Below are 18965 nucleotides of genomic sequence, written 5' to 3'. Positions count from 1 at the left end.
TTCGTTATAAACTTATGGTAATACCCAATAATGTATAAAACTCTTTCAAAATAGCTTGGTGTCCGGGCCATGCTGGAGAAGTAACCAAGTTGCCATCAACAACGGCTTGATCAGCGGGAATATTTTTCCACGTTCCGCCTGCCAATTCAATATCGGGCCCCACGGCGACATACGCCGTTAAGGTTCTACCTTCCAATACGCGAGCAGTCGTCAATACTTGAATACCATGACAAATTGCCGCCACTGGTTTATTTTTTTCAAAGAAATGCTTCGTGATTTCGATAACACGATCGTTTAAACGGATATATTCTGCTGAGCGCCCGCCTGCAATATACAAACCGTCGTAATTATCTACCTCAACACTGTCAAAATCTTTGTTGATAGCGAAATTGTGTCCGCGCAGTTCCTTATACGTTTGATCGCCGGTAAAATCATGGATTGCGGTTGGAACGGTATCACCGCTTTTACGGTCGGGTGCGATAGCATCGACTTTTATTCCTACCGATTCCATCGCCTGAAAAGGAACCATGGCTTCGTAATCTTCGACATAGTCGCCTACTAATAATAATACTTTCTTTGCCATAATATTGTGTTTTTATTATCTATTTATTTTGTTCAAGTTTTTGCTTTAATATCCTTTTCGTTTTGCGGACTTTAGCTTCTAGTTGACTTCTTAATATTACGTTCGTAACGCCTTTGCCTTCTTCGAAGTTTTGCGAAAACTCCGGGAGACTATAGTTTTCCAATACATCTGCACCATCAAAAGGTAATCTGTTGATAGCGATTTCCAATACCGACTGTCCTCCTCTTTTTCCGTTTGACGTAGCCATTACAAAAACTGGCTTGTTCTTGAAAATTTTTCGGTTTGGTATCCTAGAGACCCAATCTACCAAATTTTTATAGGCTACATTATAGTTGCCGTTGTTTTCGGCAAAAGAAATCAGAATAAAATCTGCCTGATCAATCTTCTCGGCGAACGTATAAGCTAACGATGGAATACCCAATTCTTTTTCTCGTTCTTTCGAGAAAAGTATCATATCAAAATCGTTCAAATCTAATATCTCTATAACGTCATCAGACTCTTTGTAGTATTTGCTAACGCTCGTTACCAATTTCTTGTTAATGGACTGTGCGCTATTGCTCGCGGCGAATGCTAAAATGTTCATAGAATTGAGGTGTTTTGTGGTATAAATTTAACGATTATTTTTTAGAACCCTTTGTAAGAAGAATGTAGATTGTTTACATAAAAAGTTATGTTTGTAAAACTGTTTTTTAATTTTGATTAGGAGACAAAAACGAATGATAAATAGAAAAAATTTATGGATATATATAGCTAGTATGCTGATGATGCTCGTATGTGGGCGGCCTGTGCATATTAGTTATGCCAAAGATGATAAACGAACAGATAGCCTTCAACTGGTTATCGACAGTGTGCTGACCATTTTTAAGAACGACCAACCTTTACTTACTTACCATTTTAATACGGTATACCCGCCGCGAGGACAAGATAGTAGCTATCAACGCAGCGGTTTTATCCATCCGGTCTATACCTTAAAAGGACAGCAGCTCACACGGATACAACCGAAAGATCATTATCATCACTACGGTATTTGGAATCCTTGGACCCAAACAATATTCGAAGGGGATACGGTTGATTTTTGGAATTTATATAAGAAGGAAGGAACGGTTCGTTTCGTGCGGTTACTGGATAACAAAGTCAGTGCACACGATGCGGAATATACTGCACTTCACGACCATGTGGTCTTTAAAGAAAATGGAAGCGAAGAGGTAGCACTTCATGAATGGCAAACGGTTAAGGTACACTTACCGGAGGGGCAGTCTGACTATTATTGGATTGATATAACCATTAAAATGCGTTGTGCTACTTCCAGTCCGTTGCGGTTGCTTACCTACCGATATGGTGGCTTGGGATGGCGGGCAGTAGCGTCCTGGGGTCGTGATAATAGTAATGTGCAGACCTCCGAAGGCAAGACGCGGGATGATACAGATGGTAGTAGGGCACGTTGGTGTATGGTGCAGGGAAAGTTGTCACAAAATGAATATGGCGGTATGGCCATTTTATCTCATCCTACTAATTTTAATCACCCCGAGCCCCTACGTATCTGGGATGGAAATGCCAACGGCGGAAAAGGTAATGTATTCATCAATTTTTCGCCAACAAAAGACCGGGATTGGCTTTTGGAACCCGGTCAGACCTACACACTTATCTATAGATTGGTCGTGTTTGATGGTAAACAAAATGCAGCACTTATTGACAACAGTTGGCAAGATTTTGCGGACGAAAAAAAATAAAAAAGGCACTCAGTTTTTCGCTGAGTGCCGTCTTTATTATTGGAGGGCTAATTAGTCGTATTATCTTAAGAATAAAAGCTCTCTTAATTTTGGAAGAGGCCATTTATTGTCATCAATGATTTTTTCCAATTTGTTCACATGATAACGAATCTCATCAAAATAAGGCTTGACAATTTCGTCATAAGCAATAGCAAGTTCACGTGTATCTTCAATCGTATTAGCGCGTTTTCGTGCTTGGCGCATTTCTTCGGCTTTTTCCAAAATCAAGTTGGTGTGTTTAGAAATACGTTCTACCAAATTGATCTGCGAACTGTATGATTCTTTTGATAAGCCCAAGTCCTTCAATCCTTTTACATTCTGAATAAGTTCATTTTGATAAATGAAGCAGGCAGGTGCGATTTGGCTAGTTACGACCTCGCCTATTATGCGGGCCTCGATCTGAAGTTTCTTAAAGAAATTTTCTAACAAAATTTCATGTCGAGCTTCTGATTCACGTTTTGAATAGATACCTAGCTTTTCAAACAGGACGAGGTTTTCTTCCTTAACATAAACATCTAGTGCTTTAGGGGTTGATTTTATGTTAGAAAGTCCGCGAGTTTCTGCCTCAAGTGCCCATTCTTCGCTATATCCATTGCCTTCAAAACGAATCGCTTTTGATTCTTTGATATATCTTCGGATCACGTTAAGCAAAGCAAGGTCTTTTTTGGTCCCTTTTTTTATCTGTTTGTCCACCTCTGTTTTAAACTCAATAAGTTGGTTAGCAACTATGGCATTGAGAACAATCATTGGTAAAGCGGAATTTGCGGAAGACCCTACTGCGCGAAACTCAAATTTATTTCCGGTGAAAGCAAAAGGGGATGTACGATTACGGTCGGTATTGTCGAGCTTCAAATCTGGAATTTTTGGAATACCGTGCCATAAATTGGCATCGTTTTTTACTTTTTTTGCAACGCGAGCGGATTCAACTTCTTCTAGTATTTCATCCAGTTGTGAACCAAGGAAGATAGAAATAATTGCCGGAGGTGCCTCATTCGCCCCCAAACGATGGTCATTACTATGGCTGGCAATGGATGCACGAAGCAAATCGGCATGTTCGTATACAGCTTTAATTGTGTTGACGAAAAAAGTCAAGAACATGAGATTGTTTTTCGGTGTTTTACCCGGTGAAAGGAGGTTAACTCCCGTATTTGTAATCAACGACCAATTGTTGTGCTTACCAGATCCATTGATTCCACTATAGGGCTTTTCGTGTAATAGCACTTTAAAGTGATGACGTACCGCTACTTGTTCCATGAGATTCATCAACAATTGGTTATGATCAATCGCTAGGTTGATTTCCTCGAACATAGGTGCGCATTCGAATTGAGAAGGAGCAACTTCATTATGTCGGGTTTTTAAAGGGATGCCGAGTTTTAATGCTTCATTTTCCAAATCGACCATATACGCCAATACACGCTCTGGGATGGCTCCAAAGTAATGATCTTCCAATTGTTGTCCTTTCGCAGACATATGTCCAAAAAGGGTGCGTCCAGTAAACTGTAGATCTGGGCGCGCATGGAATAACGAAAGGTCTACTAAAAAATACTCTTGCTCGATACCGAGAGATGCGGTGACTTTCGTTACGGATTTGTCAAAATATTGTACAACGTCGATCGCTGCTTTATCGATGCTTTCGATAGCTTTTAGTAGCGGTGCTTTATAATCTAAAGACTCGCCTGTATAGGAAACAAATACAGTAGGAATACATAATGTTTTGCCTGCGGCAGTTTCGAAGATAAAAGCCGGAGAAGAAGGGTCCCAAGCTGTGTAGCCGCGTGCTTCGAATGTATTTCGGATGCCCCCACTAGGAAATGAAGAAGCATCTGGCTCCTGTTGTACTAACGAATCACCAGAAAATTTTTCAATAGCGTCTCCATTCTCGTCCGGTTCGAAAAAAGCGTCATGCTTTTCTGCTGTAGTTCCTGTCAAAGGTTGAAACCAATGTGTATAATGGGTGGTGCCGTTACTAATAGCCCATGTTTTCATTGCTTGTGCAATCTGATCGGCAAGCTCTCGTGAAATCTTAGTACCCTCACCAATAATCTGAATAAGCTCTTTGTACGTACTTTTCGAGAGGTAATCTTTCATCTTCGCAATCGTAAATACGTTCTTTCCGTAGATACTGGTAGGCTTTAATGATTCTACTTTCTCCATATCCTCCGATGGGCGAGATATAGCTAACTCTGCTGCTTTAAATCTTGGACTTGACATCTTTTTTATGTTATTTTTATAGTTTCTGTTGTTTTTTCGATGTAAAAGTACATCATTTTTTGTAAATGACGTAAAAAAATGAAAAAAAATAGATTATTTTTATGTTTTTGGTGTTTTGTTGTTGAAAATATTGATTTTTTTTAATCAAATCCCCAATCTATTCCTTTTTCTGTAGCTGGAACACCATATTCGATCCATTTGGCAGCAGGTTTGTCTTTTAGGAAGTGGTCAAAGAACTGCGCTTGCCGAATTTGGATATCTTTTCGATTTTGTCTTTTCATAAGGTTGTGCTCGTCTCCATTATAATTTAATAACCAAACGGGCTTCTGTAAACGCCGTAAGGCCGTGAACATCTCGATACCTTGATACCAGGGCACCGCACCATCACCGTCATTGTGCATAATTGCAACAGGTGTAGTTACACGATCCAAAAAGAATAGCGGAGAATTTTCTATATAAAGATCACGGTCCTCCCATAGCGTTTTTCCGATACGTGACTGTGTCCGTTCGTACTGGAATTGTCTGGACATGCCGCTCTGCCAACGGATACCACCATAAGCTGATGTCATATTGACGACAGGTGCACCACTCCATGCTGCAGCATACATACTCGTCCGTGTGATCAGGTGCGCTACCTGGTAACCACCCCAACTTTGTCCCTGAATGGCCATTTTGGTAGAATCCACCCAAGAATTCTCTGCCAAATACCGCATACCAGAATTTACATATTCCTCCGCGGATTTTCCTGGATATCCGATTTCATAACGAATATCGGGTGCAAATACCAAATATTCGTTACTTACATAATAAGGAATATTCAATCGGGAAGGCGTGGGGGCAGGAGCTTGATACGTATATAATCCGTTGCTTAACTTTTCATAGAAATAAGCTATAATGGGGTATTTCTTGTTCGGATCAAAGTTCTCGGGTTTATATAAAATGCCCTCAGCCTCAAAGCCAGAGGGTGTCGTCCAGTGTACCAATTCTGCTGTTCCCCAGTTGTAAGTTGCTTGTTGTGGATTGATATCGGTAAGGCGCGATTCGTTTTTGAACCGTTTGCTTACATATAAATCGGGCGAATAATTATAATTTTCTTTCGTATATATAATGGTTTCTCCATCTGATGTACTCTTGAAGTTTCGAAGTGTATATCCAGCCGAAAAGATTTCATTTGGCTTTCTACTTTTAGCGGTGTTTATCGTATACACCCCGTTATATTTGGTGCTTTCGTTAAATCCCGTGATAAAAACATGTTGTTTGTCAGGAATAAGTGTTGTCTTGTATCGTGGATTATTGTTTCGGTTTAAATCGATGTAGCGGAAAATAGTTTGGGTTGCCCGACCTTCACCGTTGGTGAGGAGTTCTTTTTGTTTTCCTGCTAAGTTAAATTTCCATATATCGTATCTGTCATAAATGTATACATCTTTGCCATCGGTCGACCAGCCGGCTATACCATAAGCGCCGGGCAGGGTAGGTGAATCGTTTTCTTCGTCAACGAAATTCACCGGCAAACCATCATTTAACAGAATCATTTTTCCGGAGGAAATGTGATAGCTATGCCAATTGCCGGTATCTCGATTAAAATAGAGTACAAAATCTCCTTTTGGCGATAAATAGGCATAACCATTTAGGTTTTCCTTTATAATTCGCTTTTGCCCGGATAGCGTGGATACAACATACATATTGGATAAGGTAAACCCGTCCCATTGTGCGGCTATGCGTTTGCCAAAATCAGATCCAGCCAATATCCATTCGTTATCCCCTTCGTCTGTAATATGGGTTCGATTGAATGTATCGTCAACAAGTGGCACGATACGATTGCCATTATTTGGATAAATTACGGACAAGAAATTTTTACTTTTATCCCGTTTTAGGTTAGCGAGTTGCTGCGGCTGAATATAATCATCTTTCCAATGCCAGATATCCACTTGTGCATGTTCAAAATCGACTAAGGCGGTATCTTTTATTTTTGGAATCGGCGCTAGCCTAAAAAATAGCTTTTTGCCATTCGCGCTGAATTTAAGTTCCCCGTTCCCACTCACATACCATTGGGAAGGCATGCCTACACTTTGTTGACTAGCGATAATACGCGCCGTGTCTAAATGAGGGGTATAATAGTAAAGCTTGAAATCTTTGAAGAGTGATTTCTCCGGCGTTTTGTCTGCGAGAAAGGCAAGCTGTCTACCGTTATCATCAAAAAGCAGTTCTTTATAGTTGCCTTGGCCGTTACTTATTTTCTCCAATTTTTTGTCCGTCATATCAAAGAGATAAAGCCCAGCATCGGTGGAAAGAGAATCCTTTGGTTCATTTTTCTTCGAAAATAGAAGGAAATCCTCGTTTGGACTCCATTCGAATTGATCTACTTTGTGAAAATTTAAGGTATCTCCAGTGGTCAGATTTCTAAGATGTAGGATAGATGTGGAATCGGAGCTGGAAGATAAAAAAGCGACGTGTTCATTTTTATTCCGCGCGAGTTTGTAAATGCTTACAGCCGGAATTTTCCATTGATTTTTATGCTTAATGTCAACGATAATTAAAGAATCTTTCGGCATATCCGTAATTTTCTTCTTTTTTATTTTTGCCTGTCTTATTTCCTCGAAAGTGGGTTTTATTTTGCCAATGAAGAAAGATTCATCCTGCGTGAGTTTAGCGTCTGCGACCCGAGGTAACGAAAAAAGCAGCTCGTTATTCTTGCTTTTTAACTCCAATACGGCATCACCCTCTTGTGGTGTGATCTGGTAGTGGATGAATTGTCCTGTTTGGCTGACTTCCGCATCGCTAATGTTTTTCCAGCTGTCATAAACGCTATGATCTAGTGGGGGTTTCTGTGCAAATAATCCAGTAGATAGAAGCAGAAAGGCACTTAGTGTAGGCGTTATACTAAATTTCATATTATTACATGTCTTTAAAAAAGGCAATGAAATGTGCAGATAGCTCATGCCAATTTTGTGGGGATAAAAAGAAAAATTTTGCTGAAAGTAAGGATTAAAAACTAAAAAGTCAATAGAAATATCCATGCTCCTCCGTAATCTTGATTAACATAGAGGTAGACGTCAGCGGATCACTATCCATGTATGAATTAGGCATGAAAATTGGTCTATTTATTTAAAATGACAAGTAAATGAAATCAAATAGTTTAATGGTGGCTTTGGTTGGTGCTTTAGCCATCGTGATTTTTGCTGTAGTTTTGGCTAACGCTTATAAATACAAATACAAAATCAGTAATACAATAAACGTCACTGGAAATGCGAAGAAAGACTTTGAATCGGATATTGTAAAATGGTCGGCGTCTTTTAATCGTAAATCGATGGATTTAAGTGCAGCGTCAGAGCAGTTGAAAACGGACAGGAACTTGGTACGAAAATTTTTGGAAGAGCAAGGAATTAATCCACAGGAAATTTTGTTTAACGCGGTAAATATTAGTCGAGATTTTTCCTATCACTCAGATGGACAGGGAAACAGTTATAACACATTCACAGGGTATAATCTGTCGCAGAATGTGAGCGTAGAATCGAAAGATTTAGATAAGGTAGATAATGCTTCGCGAGAAATATCAGCATTGATTTCGCAGGGTATCGAATTGAGTTCCAACCCACCAAATTACTATTATTCGAAGTTAGAAGATCTAAAATTAGAGTTAATTTCGAAGGCTTCCGAAAATGCCAAACAACGTGCTTCAAATATTGCGATCGAAGCAGGATCTTCGTTAGGCGATTTGATTAAGGCGGACTTAGGGATTTTTCAGATAACGGGACAGAATGATAATGAGGAATACTCGTATGGTGGAGTATTCAATACGACCGCTCGAAATAAAACCGCAAATATCACCGTAAAAACAAGTTATACAGCAAAATAAGAACGACGAGAGCTGTGTCTAATTGGACGGGAGCTCACGCCATGGCTTCAAAAACCGTGTCGATTTGCCACTTAGATTGTTCTTTAGAGGCTTTCACAGCCAGTTGATCACACCGTTCATTCAATGGATGGCCGGCATGTCCTTTTACCCAAACTAACTTAATTTGATGTTGCTTGTATAAGTTCATTAGCCTTATCCAAAGATCTTTATTTTTTTTGCCCTGAAATCCCTTTTGTATCCAGCCGTATACCCACTTTTTATCGATGGCGTCAATAACATATTTGGAATCGGAATAAATGGTGACCTGTTGACTGGTACTCTTGAGTGCCTCTAGACCAATTATCACCGCTAAGAGCTCCATACGATTGTTGGTCGTTTTTCTAAAACCGCCAGAAAATTCCTTCTCGATAAGCTTACCTTTAAATAGGGGGTTACTGCCTTGATAAACCGTTCTTAAAATAGTGCCATATCCTCCAGGACCTGGATTTCCGCTCGATGCGCCATCTGTATAAAGTTCAATCATTGATCTCAAACCTAAATAAATTGCTTCGCATTCACGAACCGAATGTTAAATGAGTTCGCGTACGACTTTTAAAAAAATAACCAACAATGCATAATTCCTTAAGATAAAAATTGTTTTGAAGAATACATTTTTATACGCACTTTAATTTTGCATTAAAAAATGGATTCTATTTCGCTCTCCTGTGCCTTCCAAGTACTATTTTATGGAGAGAAAATAAGGAATATATATTAAAAAAAGCCCGCTTTGTAATTCGCGGGCTTAAAGAACTAATCTGTTCGACTTAAATCCTTCGGATACTTAACTGTTTGTTTTAAAAGGGCAATGTCAATAACTTCGGACATTTTGGTCACATAATGGAATTTTAAATCTTTGATATAATCTTCCTTGATTTCTAAAATATCTTTTTCATTTGCTTTACACAATAGGATATCCTTAATATTCGCACGTTTTGCTGCCAGAATTTTCTCTTGTATACCACCAACTGGAAGTACACGTCCGCGTAATGTGATCTCTCCGGTCATAGCCAATTTCTCTTTTACCTTTCGCTGGGTGAAAAGGGAAGTCAGTGCTGTGAGCATGGTTATACCGGCCGACGGCCCATCTTTAGGTGTGGCTCCTGCAGGAACGTGGATATTGACATCCCAGTTGTCAAAAACGTGGTAATCAATACCAAATTCTTCTGCGTGGGACCTTAGATAGGCCATCGCGATAGCAGCAGATTCTTTCATCACATCACCAAGATTACCGGTTAGATGTAGTTTACCTTTTCCGGGACTTAAACTCGATTCAATAAATAGGATATCTCCTCCAACTGCCGTCCAGGCAAGTCCGGTAACAACACCCGCGATCTCATTATCCTCATAGAGGTCTTTGTCAAACATTGGCGCACCAAGGATTTCTTCCGTCACTTGTGTGCTTATTTTCGGATTGTATTCTTTCTCCATAACGATGCGCGTTGCGACACCTCGAACTATCGAACCAATTTTCTTTTCCAAACCCCGTACACCAGATTCTCTCGTGTATTCTTCAATGATTTTTTCAATTACTTTGTTCGTTAAGGAAACATCCTTTTTAGTCAACCCATGTTGCTGAAGCTGCTTTGGAAGAAGGTGCTTTTTAGCAATTTCTATCTTTTCCTCGATCGTGTAACCGTTTACTTCGATAATCTCCATACGATCCAGTAAGGCAGGCTGGATACCGTTCAACGAATTTGCTGTAGCAATAAACATGACTTTAGAAAGGTCATATTCCATCTCCACATAGTGATCGTAAAAATTTGTGTTTTGCTCTGGGTCTAAAACTTCCAATAAGGCAGATGACGGGTCTCCCTTAAAATCCGCACCTAGCTTGTCTACCTCATCCAAAACAAAAACAGGGTTAGACGTTCCTGCTTTATTAAGCGACTGGATAATACGTCCAGGCATTGCACCAATATAGGTTTTTCGGTGTCCGCGGATTTCCGCTTCGTCGCGGATACCTCCTAATGCCATACGTGTATATTTGCGTCCCAGCGCCTTGGCTATGGATTTTCCTAGTGATGTTTTTCCAACACCCGGAGGACCCACTAAGCAAAGAATAGGGGCCTTCATGTCATTCTTTAACTTTAACACGGCCAGATATTCGATAATGCGCTGCTTGACTTTCTCTAACCCGTAGTGATCTTTATCCAGAACTTTAATTGCCCTGTTTAAATCGAAATTGTCTTTTGTATATTCCCCCCAAGGTAAATCAAGTAATAGCTCTAAATAATTGATCTGAACAGAATAGTCGGCGGCGGCGGGGTTAATACGTCCGAGCTTTTCCAACTCTTTATCGAAGTGTTTTTGTACTTCTGCTGACCACTTCTTCACTTTGGCCCTGTTTTCAAGCTCCTCCATTTCCAAGTCGGGCGTGTTGCCTCCAAGTTCCTCTTGGATAGTTTTTAGCTGTTGATTCAAGAAATAATCTCGTTGTTGTTTATCCAAATCCACCCTCACTTTGTTCTGGATCTGATTCTTTAGCTCCAACATTTGGATTTCGGTTGTCAGGTGTTCCAATAGGATTTTGGCACGCTTTACAAAGTCTTTCGTTTCTAGAAGCTGCTGCTTTTGATTTATTTCCAACGACATATTCGACGAAATAAAGTTCACGAGAAATGTCGGGCTTTCTATATTTTTGATAGCCATACCTGCTTCACTGGGGAGGTGCGGGGAAAGCTGGATAATTTGCAGAGCCATCTCTTTGATGGAAGAAATCAACGCTTTAAACTCCCTGCTTGACACTTTTGGTTTGTCTTCTGCAACCCGCTCTACCTTTGCTTTCAGGTAGGGATCTTCAGCAATCATCTCCGTGATCTTAAATCGTTGCTTGCCCTGGATAATAACGGTGGTATTCCCATCGGGCATCTGCAAAATTTTAATAATGTTTGCCGCGGTGCCTATTTTATGGAGTTGCTCTACGGTAGGCTCTTCAATGTCCATATCTTTTTGAGATACCACACCAATTGTACGGTCTCCTTTATAGGCTTCTTTTACTAATTTTATAGATTTGTCGCGTCCCACTGTAATGGGAATAACCACTCCCGGGAAAAGCACGGTGTTGCGCAAGGGGAGTATCGGTAGTATTTCGGGTATATCAGCTTTCGTCATTTCCTCCTCATCTTGGGAGCTCAGCAACGGAAAAAACTCCGTGTCTTCATTTATGACAGAAAATACATGTTTGATATCAAGTGTGTCGTTTTTATTCATATATGCGTGTGTTCTTCCGACAATATGTCAGAATTCTAGTTGATTTCTGAAATAGTAATTATGGAATCAGTATGTGCAAGAGAAATGCCAACTTTAAAATTTGGTATCATTTATGTTAATAAACAATAAAACCTGTTAAATCGGCAGAATTGGATAGGTAATAAAAGACACTTTTGGTATAATTAAATGTGGAAATGTTTATAACTTCGCATTGTGTTGTTAAACTATTTAACGGAGCTTTATTCCAAGGAGATAGTGTTTGATAAATTTAGAAGAATAAAACAAATTATATGAAACGGAGATTTTTTAATAACCCATGGAAAGCAGTGAAATTAGGCCTTGCCTCGACTACACTTGCTTTGTTTACTTTAGCAGTTCAGGCGCAGGAACAAACTCAACATAGTAATCCAAATGTTCGATTAGGTCAGAAAGCGTTACTGGAGGGTGATTTTAAGGCGGCAGCGTCCCATTTGCAAAAAGCACTTCCGACGGAGGCGAACGATCCGGATGTACAGTATTTATTAGGGTATTCTCAGTTCCATAATGGAGACTATAAAAAGGCTATTGAAACATTTAAGAAAGTCATCTCTCTGGATCCTCAACATACTTCCGCATATTACTATAAAGGTAAAGCTAGCAGTAATTTGGCGGTGGCGAGCGGAAGTAAATTAGATAATGCAACGAAAGAACAGTTGCTCAAAACGGCTATTGAAGATTATAGTAAAGCTGTGGCGATCACCCCGAATGATGCAAAACTATACCAGAATAGAGCGATAGCATATCGTGATCTTGGCATATTGACTGGTACGACAGGAGCCGCGAACTACGATAAGACGAAGGCAACGGACGCTTATAACAAAGCAGTAACTGATTACGAGAAAGTGCTTAGCTATGATGCTTCGCGTAAGGATATCCAAACCGAGGTAAAAAAAGCAAAAGTTTACCGGGATAATTTGAAATAAGGGTAGCAATTGGTAAAAAAAGGCAGTCCAAGATTGGACTGCCTTTTTTTATGGGTTAATTGTTATTATTAAGGTTGGGATTCCGACGGACTTCTTCATCAGGAATCGCAAAAATATAATAACGGCTGTTGGCGGTGAATGCTGTACCATCCGGGAAGTTAACGACGCGATGTCCCTGTCCGTTTACTTTCTTCACTTCGCCTTCAGGAGTGGTGATTTCGACTTGGATTGGCGTGCCGTCGTTGTCTAAAAATGCTTTTCGCACTACCGATCTCTGCGTACGGATAATGTCAGAAAGGGCAAAACCTTCTCCCCAAAGCTCTTTTCGGCGCTCGATGAGTATTTCGTCGAGCAGTGTGCCGGAAGCAGCAGAATAAAGAGGAGCATTTCTTGCGGCCCTCAAGGTGTTGAGCGCTTCTACCGCTTCTGCGGTTTGTCCAGCACGAGCATATCCTTCGGCGGCAATTAGCCACATTTCTGCAGACCTCATGTATACGATGTCGCCAATTAGATTAGATTTAAATTTAAATTTTTTATACCTCAGAAAACCTTCTCTTCCTGGTTCACCATCCCATTCAAAAAGCTTATAGCGGATATCTTGGGTATCAAACAAATCTTTAAAATAAGGATCGGCCATGAAACTGAAATAGTAGGATCCAGAGGAGGACACATCGAGGTAATGAAAGGTATAGCTTGCGGTATTCTGTTCACTCGTTTGTATGTGTCCCCAAATCCATTCCACGTTGCCTACATCGTTAAATCCCTGTTCGTAAGCGTCGGCTGTCATAAGGTTGTACCCTTCCTTTGCTTGCTCTGCTGCTTCTGCAGCTTCTGCCCACAGCCCAATATTCAAATAGGTTCGTGCTAACAATCCTTGTACGACATGCTGATCGATTCTGTACTTGTTGCTGCGTGTGTAATCCGTTAACAACCCAGATGCGTCAGTAAGGTCAGCTATAATCAGGTTATAGATATCTTCCAAACTTGCTTTTGGCTGTCCTTTTGTTTCCCGGGTCGTTGGTTCAGTATAAATAGGTACTGTTAATGCATTTTTGTCTTTTTGATAACTGAACTGATAGAAGGAAGCTAAATTAAGATAACAGAATGCTCTTAATGCTTTTGCTTGTCCCTTTAAATATTCCTTGTCCGCATCACTACCTTCTGCGGCATCGACTTTGTGGATTACATTGTTTGTATTGTCAATGACCTTATATAATAACCTCCAGAGCGAAGTTACCCGATAAGCGGTCGAATTAATCATTTCATTAAAGGTGTATGGATCCCGGTAACCATATTTAGTGGTAACAGCGACGTCGTTTCCCATCGCATCACTGGTTCGCATGAATGCGGTATAACCAGGATTAGCATAGGTGAAATAGGTGTCATTCAGGTATCGCCATGTGCCCTCTATAACGGTTTCTATGTTCTCGGTTGATTTGTAGATTTCGGTATCTACGACCGCGTCAGTGGGAGCGGTATCGAGTATGTCGCTGCAAGATGTCGAGGACAATAGCACCAAGACTGCAATATATATATGTTTTAATTTCATTTTTTCGGTGTTTTTATAAATTCATCATCACTTATAATCCAAACTGTAATCCGCCGGAAATAGTACGTATAGCGGGATATCTATAATAGGTTGCCCCATTTACCGTTTGTTCGGGATCCATACCCTTATGCCCATGAAAAGTGAATAGGTTTTCTGCAAGAGCGAAGACGCGCAAGCTGCCTATCCCTATGCGCGATAATACCGACTGTGGAACCGTGTATCCGATACTAACATTTTTCAAGCGTGCATATGTTCCGCTATAGAGAAAGCGGGTGGAAGTAGACGTCCAACTCAGATTATCTGTGGTCAAACGCGGTACGTCAGTTTCCGTATTTTCGGGTGTCCAACGGTTTAAGATTTCCTTGCTCCAAGCCCGACCAGGTGTATTTCCATTATGCATAATCATCAGATAATCGTTATCTAAAACTTGTCCGCCGATACTAAAGCTTAGTAATGCGGAAAAGTCTATGTTTTTATAGGAAAAACTGTTGTTTACACCGCCAACGAGTTTGGGTAGCGAACTGCCTTGGATGAAGCGTCCAGCATCCCCATGCACCGAAGTCGTTTCGTTGCTTCTGTTGCCGTTGTCATCAGCCAGATACCATAAAGGGTTTCCGTTTTCTGGATCTACGCCAGCCCATTCGGGGATATAGAAATCATAAATGGAGCCTCCGATGCGCAACAGTTTATTTCCAGCATCGAGCGGTTCGTTGTTTTCCGTAGGGAGCTCCGTTATCTGGTTGCGATAGTGAGAGAAGTTCACGTCTAGATTCCACCGAAAATCCGTAGTTCTAACGGGGATCGTGCGTAAATCTATATCGAAACCTGTATTTTTCATGGAACCGATATTTGCGTCATAGCCAATATAACCTGATGATGGCGGTAACGGCATCGTAAACAATAGATCCTTACTTTGTCTGTTAAAATACTCTGCAGATAACGAAATCCGATTTTGGAGTATTGCAATATCCAGACCGAGATTAAAATTGAGGTTTGTTTCCCATTTTAAATCTGGTGTAGGAAGACGGTCTGTTACCGTACCTCCCTTGCCTAAATTATTGGCTATCGTATATAAACCTTGGTAAGCATAGTAAGTGCCCAGATTATCATTTCCCTGACCACCATAGCTGGCACGTAACGTTAGTTGGTTGATGAGCATTTGGTCTTGGAAGAAACTTTCCTCTGCTATTTTCCATGACCCGCCCACAGACCAAAATGTACCCCATCGACTTTCCGGTGCAAATCGAGATGAACCATCGGTCCGTAAAGAGGCTGAAAGATGATAGCGGTTTAGATAGTTATACTCCGCCCGACCCAAAAAACTCAATAGCCTATAATCGGAGGACGACCCTGTAAATGAATTCAGTTGTGATGCCGCAACAGGCTCATAAAACCCGGGTAAAACGAAACGTTCGCGATCTCCACTAATGTTGGCCGAATGGAAATCATAATATTCATGGCCTGCTAATAGATTGAGATGGTGATCTTCAAATTGCTTATCGAAAGTCAAAATGTTGTTCCAGGTTTGTGCTACAGTACGTACATTGGATTTATAGACGGTTCCTCCGCGCTCGCCCGAATTGCCATAGATCGGATTAGTATAATCGTGGGTATTGGAATTGATGTAATCCACACTATAGGTAGATCTAAATTTTAATGTCGGGTGCAATATCGCCTCTAAATAGGCCCGTGTAGAAACGTTTTCTCGGAGAATATCGTTTTTATCTAAAGGGAGAGATGCTGCCAAGTTGTTTCGCGGGGTAGCTCCACTAGGACGATAGTCACCAAAATCCCAAATTTTGTTATCGTACGCATCTGTCTCATAACTGCCGTCTGGGTTTCTTTTATAATAAGGATAAAAAGAGGGTACAAGTCTGGAGAAATTAATAATGTTCGCTGTGTTGCTATCTTCAGATTGAGGATATTTTTGAAGAGAACTACTTCCGGCAAAGTTAACACCAGCATTTAGCCAAGGACGTAGTTTCGCATCGATATTCGAACGTATATTATAGCGTCGGTACCCCGATTCAATAGCGATTCCGTTTTCATTCAGATAACCACCTGAAATAAAATAGGTGTGGTTTTCACCACCACCACTCAGATTGAGGTCAGCTTGTGTACGACTGCCTATACGTTGTAATACATCGGTCCAGTTGTCGTTCCATAAAGGTTTCGCTCCATCTACTAATTGCCCATCCAGTCCAATTGGCTGCGGGTAAGCCGGTCCGTACGGATTAATATTTAAATCGGTGAGCAAAGTACTGCTGGCATTTCTGGCCGCTTGTTCGGGAGTGAGGTTGCTGGAAAGATTCTTATTTCGAAGTGCTTCCCAATACAGCATAAAGTACTCGTCCGTTCCTACCTGCTCGTAGTCTTTTACTGCCCGACTTGTTGCTCCTTGGGTAAAGTTGAGGTTAATAGCTGCTTTTTCACCCGCTTGTCCACTTTTCGTCGTAATGATGATGACACCATTTGCACCTCGTGAACCATAAAGGGCACTGGAAGCTGCATCCTTTAATACGCTGATTGATTGAATATCATTTGGATTGATAGCATTAATATCCCCCATATATGGACTACCGTCGACGACATAGAGCGGGTCAGCTGAAGCATTAATGGAGCCTATTCCACGGATACGGATGGTGGCTCCCGTACCCGGTTGTCCAGAAGAAGCTACCGACTGTAGCCCTGGAACCTGTCCTTCGAAAGCTTTTGAGATGTCGGAAACCTGTCTGTTTTCAAGCTGCTTGTTGTTAATTGTACTCACCGACCCGGTGATATTGCCCCTTCGCGATGTTCCATAAGCTACGACCACCACTTCATCCAAATCCTTACTTGACACTTCCATCGATACATCAATTGTGGAAGATTTCAGGGGGAGGCGCTGGGTGTCATAGCCCAAAAATGAAAATATCAGTTCGACAGCAGAATCGTCAACTTCTAAGCTATAACGCCCATCTCTTTGGGTGGTTGTGCTGGTCAATTGATCAGAAACCTGAATACTTACACCTGGCAACGGTTCCCCAGTAAAGGCATCTTTAACGGTTCCCTCTATTGCACGGGTCTGGGCTCGGAGAGATAACGAGGTGCCCAAAAATAATACAAGTGCTAGACCAGAATAAAAACGTGTGGTAATTTTAGACATAAATACGGCATTTGAAATTAAAAATTGTTGTATCTTATAGTAAGAGATTTACTGACCTTGAGGAAGATCAATTTTATCTTACTCTTTTGCATTTTGAGGTGCAAATATAAATAATATATATAGATTTAGTAGTCTTTTTTGAAAAGTTTGTTATGCAAGTGTTTTTTTGATTATTCTATGACAGTAGTAAACCGGCCGTAGGACGATGACTTCTATATCTCATTCTATATAAGTTGCATAAAGAATATTGAATAAACGATAAGCCGACTATAAATTGAAGAACAATATGTTATGCAATCTGGGAAATAAAAACGGTCAGAAAAAAACATGTTTTTTCTGACCGTTTTTCGAAGCCAATATTTCAAAAAGCGAAGTCTTTTCGATTCCCTTTAGAAAAATAAACTTTCTTTTTATTTTATGACTATAGATCGAAGCAACACTACTGTTGTAGTGCGTCAATTTTAGCTTGCGTTTCGACTGATTTTGCTTCGTCTTGTTGGAAGTCGTAATAGCTTTTCAGACTTTTTAGTGCATCTATATCGTTAGGGGCCAATGAAACCACCTTCTCCAAGTAAGGTAAGGCTTCTTTAATCTTCTCTTTAAGCTCTTCTACCTTTGTACTATAGTCAGTATTAGATAAAGTTTTATCATCACCAAGAGCGTTTAATTGGTCTCTTACACGGTTGATTATTGTTGCAGAAGCATTTTTATTGGCTTCTAAATAATCGGGATCGAGTTCAACAGCCTTTTTATATGCATCAATGGCCTTATCGTTATTATTTGAGGTGGAATATGCGATACCCAAATAGTAATATAACGTTTTGTTGTCCGAATCCTTTGCAATTTGACTTTCGATATCGCTTATTATTTTATCCTCATTGCCAGTTATCAGATTCAGTTCAATATTTTGAATAGCAATATCGTTGTCTTCTGGATACTCTGCAACTGCTTTTGCGGCATACTCCAAAGCTGTAGCCGTGTCGGCAGCCAAGAGATGTAGTCTTGACAATTCTGTCATGACAACTTTATGGTTGGAAAATTCTTTTTCCGGAACCAACTGCTTAAATTTTTCAATAGCATTTGTGTTGTCTTGTGCATTGCTGGCTGCCAAACCCGAATAAAAAAGGAGTGTTGTGTCTCCGGGAAGATATTTCAACGCCTGCTCGAAAGCCGTATAAGCCGTTTTGTAATCTTGGCTATTAAACGCGTCGGCACCTTGTCCGAAACTAAGTTGACCTAAAAGTTGTCCAGCAACAGCAATATTTTCTTTATTCTTCCCTTCGTTATCCAATTGTGTTGCTTTTTGAATACCTTCTTCAGCTGCTTGTAGCGCTTCTTTCGATTTTTCTAACGTAGCCAAATTAGCGTTTATCAATGCGTAAAATGTCCAAGTTTCGGGATCATCTTTTGTTTTGTCATGTGTAATCGCCTGGTCTATTGCCTCTTTAGCACTTTGTAGACTTTCTTTATCAAGTTCTACTGCGCTGGCTCCTTGCAATCCTTTTAAATTCTGTAATTCCTGTGATTGCTGAAATTTCTGTAGTCCCGCCTTTGCTTTTCGCAAATTGCCGCTTTGAGCGAAAGCAGTAGTACCTGCTATCACCAATAAAGAAAATAATATTGCTCTTTTAAAATTCATAC

General features: G+C 40.5%; 12 protein-coding genes. 3 read left to right on the top strand and 9 right to left on the bottom strand.

Annotation, left to right across the window (positions count from 1 at the left end; translation table 11 throughout):
* Nucleotides 1-4: 4 nt before the first annotated feature.
* Both H8B17_RS09715 and H8B17_RS09710 read right to left on the bottom strand, forming a co-directional pair.
* Nucleotides 5-583 carry a DJ-1/PfpI family protein gene (locus H8B17_RS09715; RefSeq protein ID WP_190308979.1) on the bottom strand — a complete coding sequence of 193 codons (579 nt, stop codon included), beginning with the start codon at nt 581-583 and terminating at the stop codon, nt 5-7.
* A gap of 19 nt (nt 584-602) precedes the next feature.
* On the bottom strand, nt 603-1166 hold the full coding sequence (locus H8B17_RS09710) for an NADPH-dependent FMN reductase (protein ID WP_190308978.1): 564 nt from the start codon (nt 1164-1166) through the stop codon (nt 603-605).
* A 133-nt stretch (nt 1167-1299) separates the two neighbouring features.
* Here H8B17_RS09710 and H8B17_RS09705 point away from each other — a divergent pair, with 133 nt between their 5' ends.
* Nucleotides 1300-2313: a DUF6807 domain-containing protein gene (locus H8B17_RS09705; protein ID WP_190308977.1), complete on the top strand. Its 1014-nt coding sequence runs from the start codon at nt 1300-1302 to the stop codon at nt 2311-2313.
* 60 nt (nt 2314-2373) lie between these two features.
* On the opposite strand, the gene H8B17_RS09700 is transcribed toward H8B17_RS09705, so the two are convergent.
* Both H8B17_RS09700 and H8B17_RS09695 read right to left on the bottom strand, forming a co-directional pair.
* On the bottom strand, nt 2374-4563 hold the full coding sequence (locus H8B17_RS09700) for a glutamine synthetase III family protein (RefSeq protein ID WP_190308976.1): 2190 nt from the start codon (nt 4561-4563) through the stop codon (nt 2374-2376).
* Between the two features lie 140 nt (nt 4564-4703).
* Nucleotides 4704-7454 (bottom strand): S9 family peptidase, encoded by a 2751-nt coding sequence (locus H8B17_RS09695; RefSeq protein WP_190308975.1) that lies wholly within the window; start codon nt 7452-7454, stop codon nt 4704-4706.
* A gap of 230 nt (nt 7455-7684) precedes the next feature.
* Here H8B17_RS09695 and H8B17_RS09690 point away from each other — a divergent pair, with 230 nt between their 5' ends.
* Nucleotides 7685-8419, top strand: coding sequence for an SIMPL domain-containing protein (locus H8B17_RS09690; RefSeq protein WP_190308974.1), 735 nt, complete (start codon nt 7685-7687; stop codon nt 8417-8419).
* Between the two features lie 34 nt (nt 8420-8453).
* Here the strand turns inward: H8B17_RS09690 and rnhA are convergent, their stop codons facing one another.
* Both rnhA and lon read right to left on the bottom strand, forming a co-directional pair.
* A complete protein-coding gene (gene rnhA, locus H8B17_RS09685) occupies nt 8454-8942 on the bottom strand; it encodes a ribonuclease HI (RefSeq protein WP_190308973.1) in 489 nt (162 codons plus the stop codon).
* 266 nt (nt 8943-9208) lie between these two features.
* Complete coding sequence (lon, locus tag H8B17_RS09680; protein ID WP_190308972.1) at nt 9209-11668, bottom strand: endopeptidase La; 2460 nt, start codon at nt 11666-11668, stop codon at nt 9209-9211.
* Between the two features lie 290 nt (nt 11669-11958).
* On the opposite strand from lon, the gene H8B17_RS09675 reads away from it, so the two are divergent.
* Nucleotides 11959-12630, top strand: coding sequence for a tetratricopeptide repeat protein (locus tag H8B17_RS09675; RefSeq protein ID WP_190308971.1), 672 nt, complete (start codon nt 11959-11961; stop codon nt 12628-12630).
* Between the two features lie 55 nt (nt 12631-12685).
* On the opposite strand, the gene H8B17_RS09670 is transcribed toward H8B17_RS09675, so the two are convergent.
* From H8B17_RS09670 to H8B17_RS09660, 3 genes are all read right to left on the bottom strand, one after another.
* Nucleotides 12686-14179, bottom strand: coding sequence for a RagB/SusD family nutrient uptake outer membrane protein (locus H8B17_RS09670; protein ID WP_190308970.1), 1494 nt, complete (start codon nt 14177-14179; stop codon nt 12686-12688).
* 31 nt (nt 14180-14210) lie between these two features.
* Nucleotides 14211-17324 carry a SusC/RagA family TonB-linked outer membrane protein gene (locus H8B17_RS09665; protein WP_190308969.1) on the bottom strand — a complete coding sequence of 1038 codons (3114 nt, stop codon included), beginning with the start codon at nt 17322-17324 and terminating at the stop codon, nt 14211-14213.
* Nucleotides 17325-17763: 439 nt separating this feature from the next.
* Nucleotides 17764-18963, bottom strand: coding sequence for a tetratricopeptide repeat protein (locus H8B17_RS09660; protein ID WP_190308968.1), 1200 nt, complete (start codon nt 18961-18963; stop codon nt 17764-17766).
* Between the last annotated feature and the right edge of the window lie 2 nt (nt 18964-18965).

The organism is Sphingobacterium arenae, assembly GCF_014692505.1.
In the GTDB taxonomy this organism is placed as follows: domain Bacteria; phylum Bacteroidota; class Bacteroidia; order Sphingobacteriales; family Sphingobacteriaceae; genus Sphingobacterium; species Sphingobacterium arenae.
Note: the sequence above shows the minus strand (reverse complement) of the source record. Positions and strands in the feature narration are given on the sequence as shown.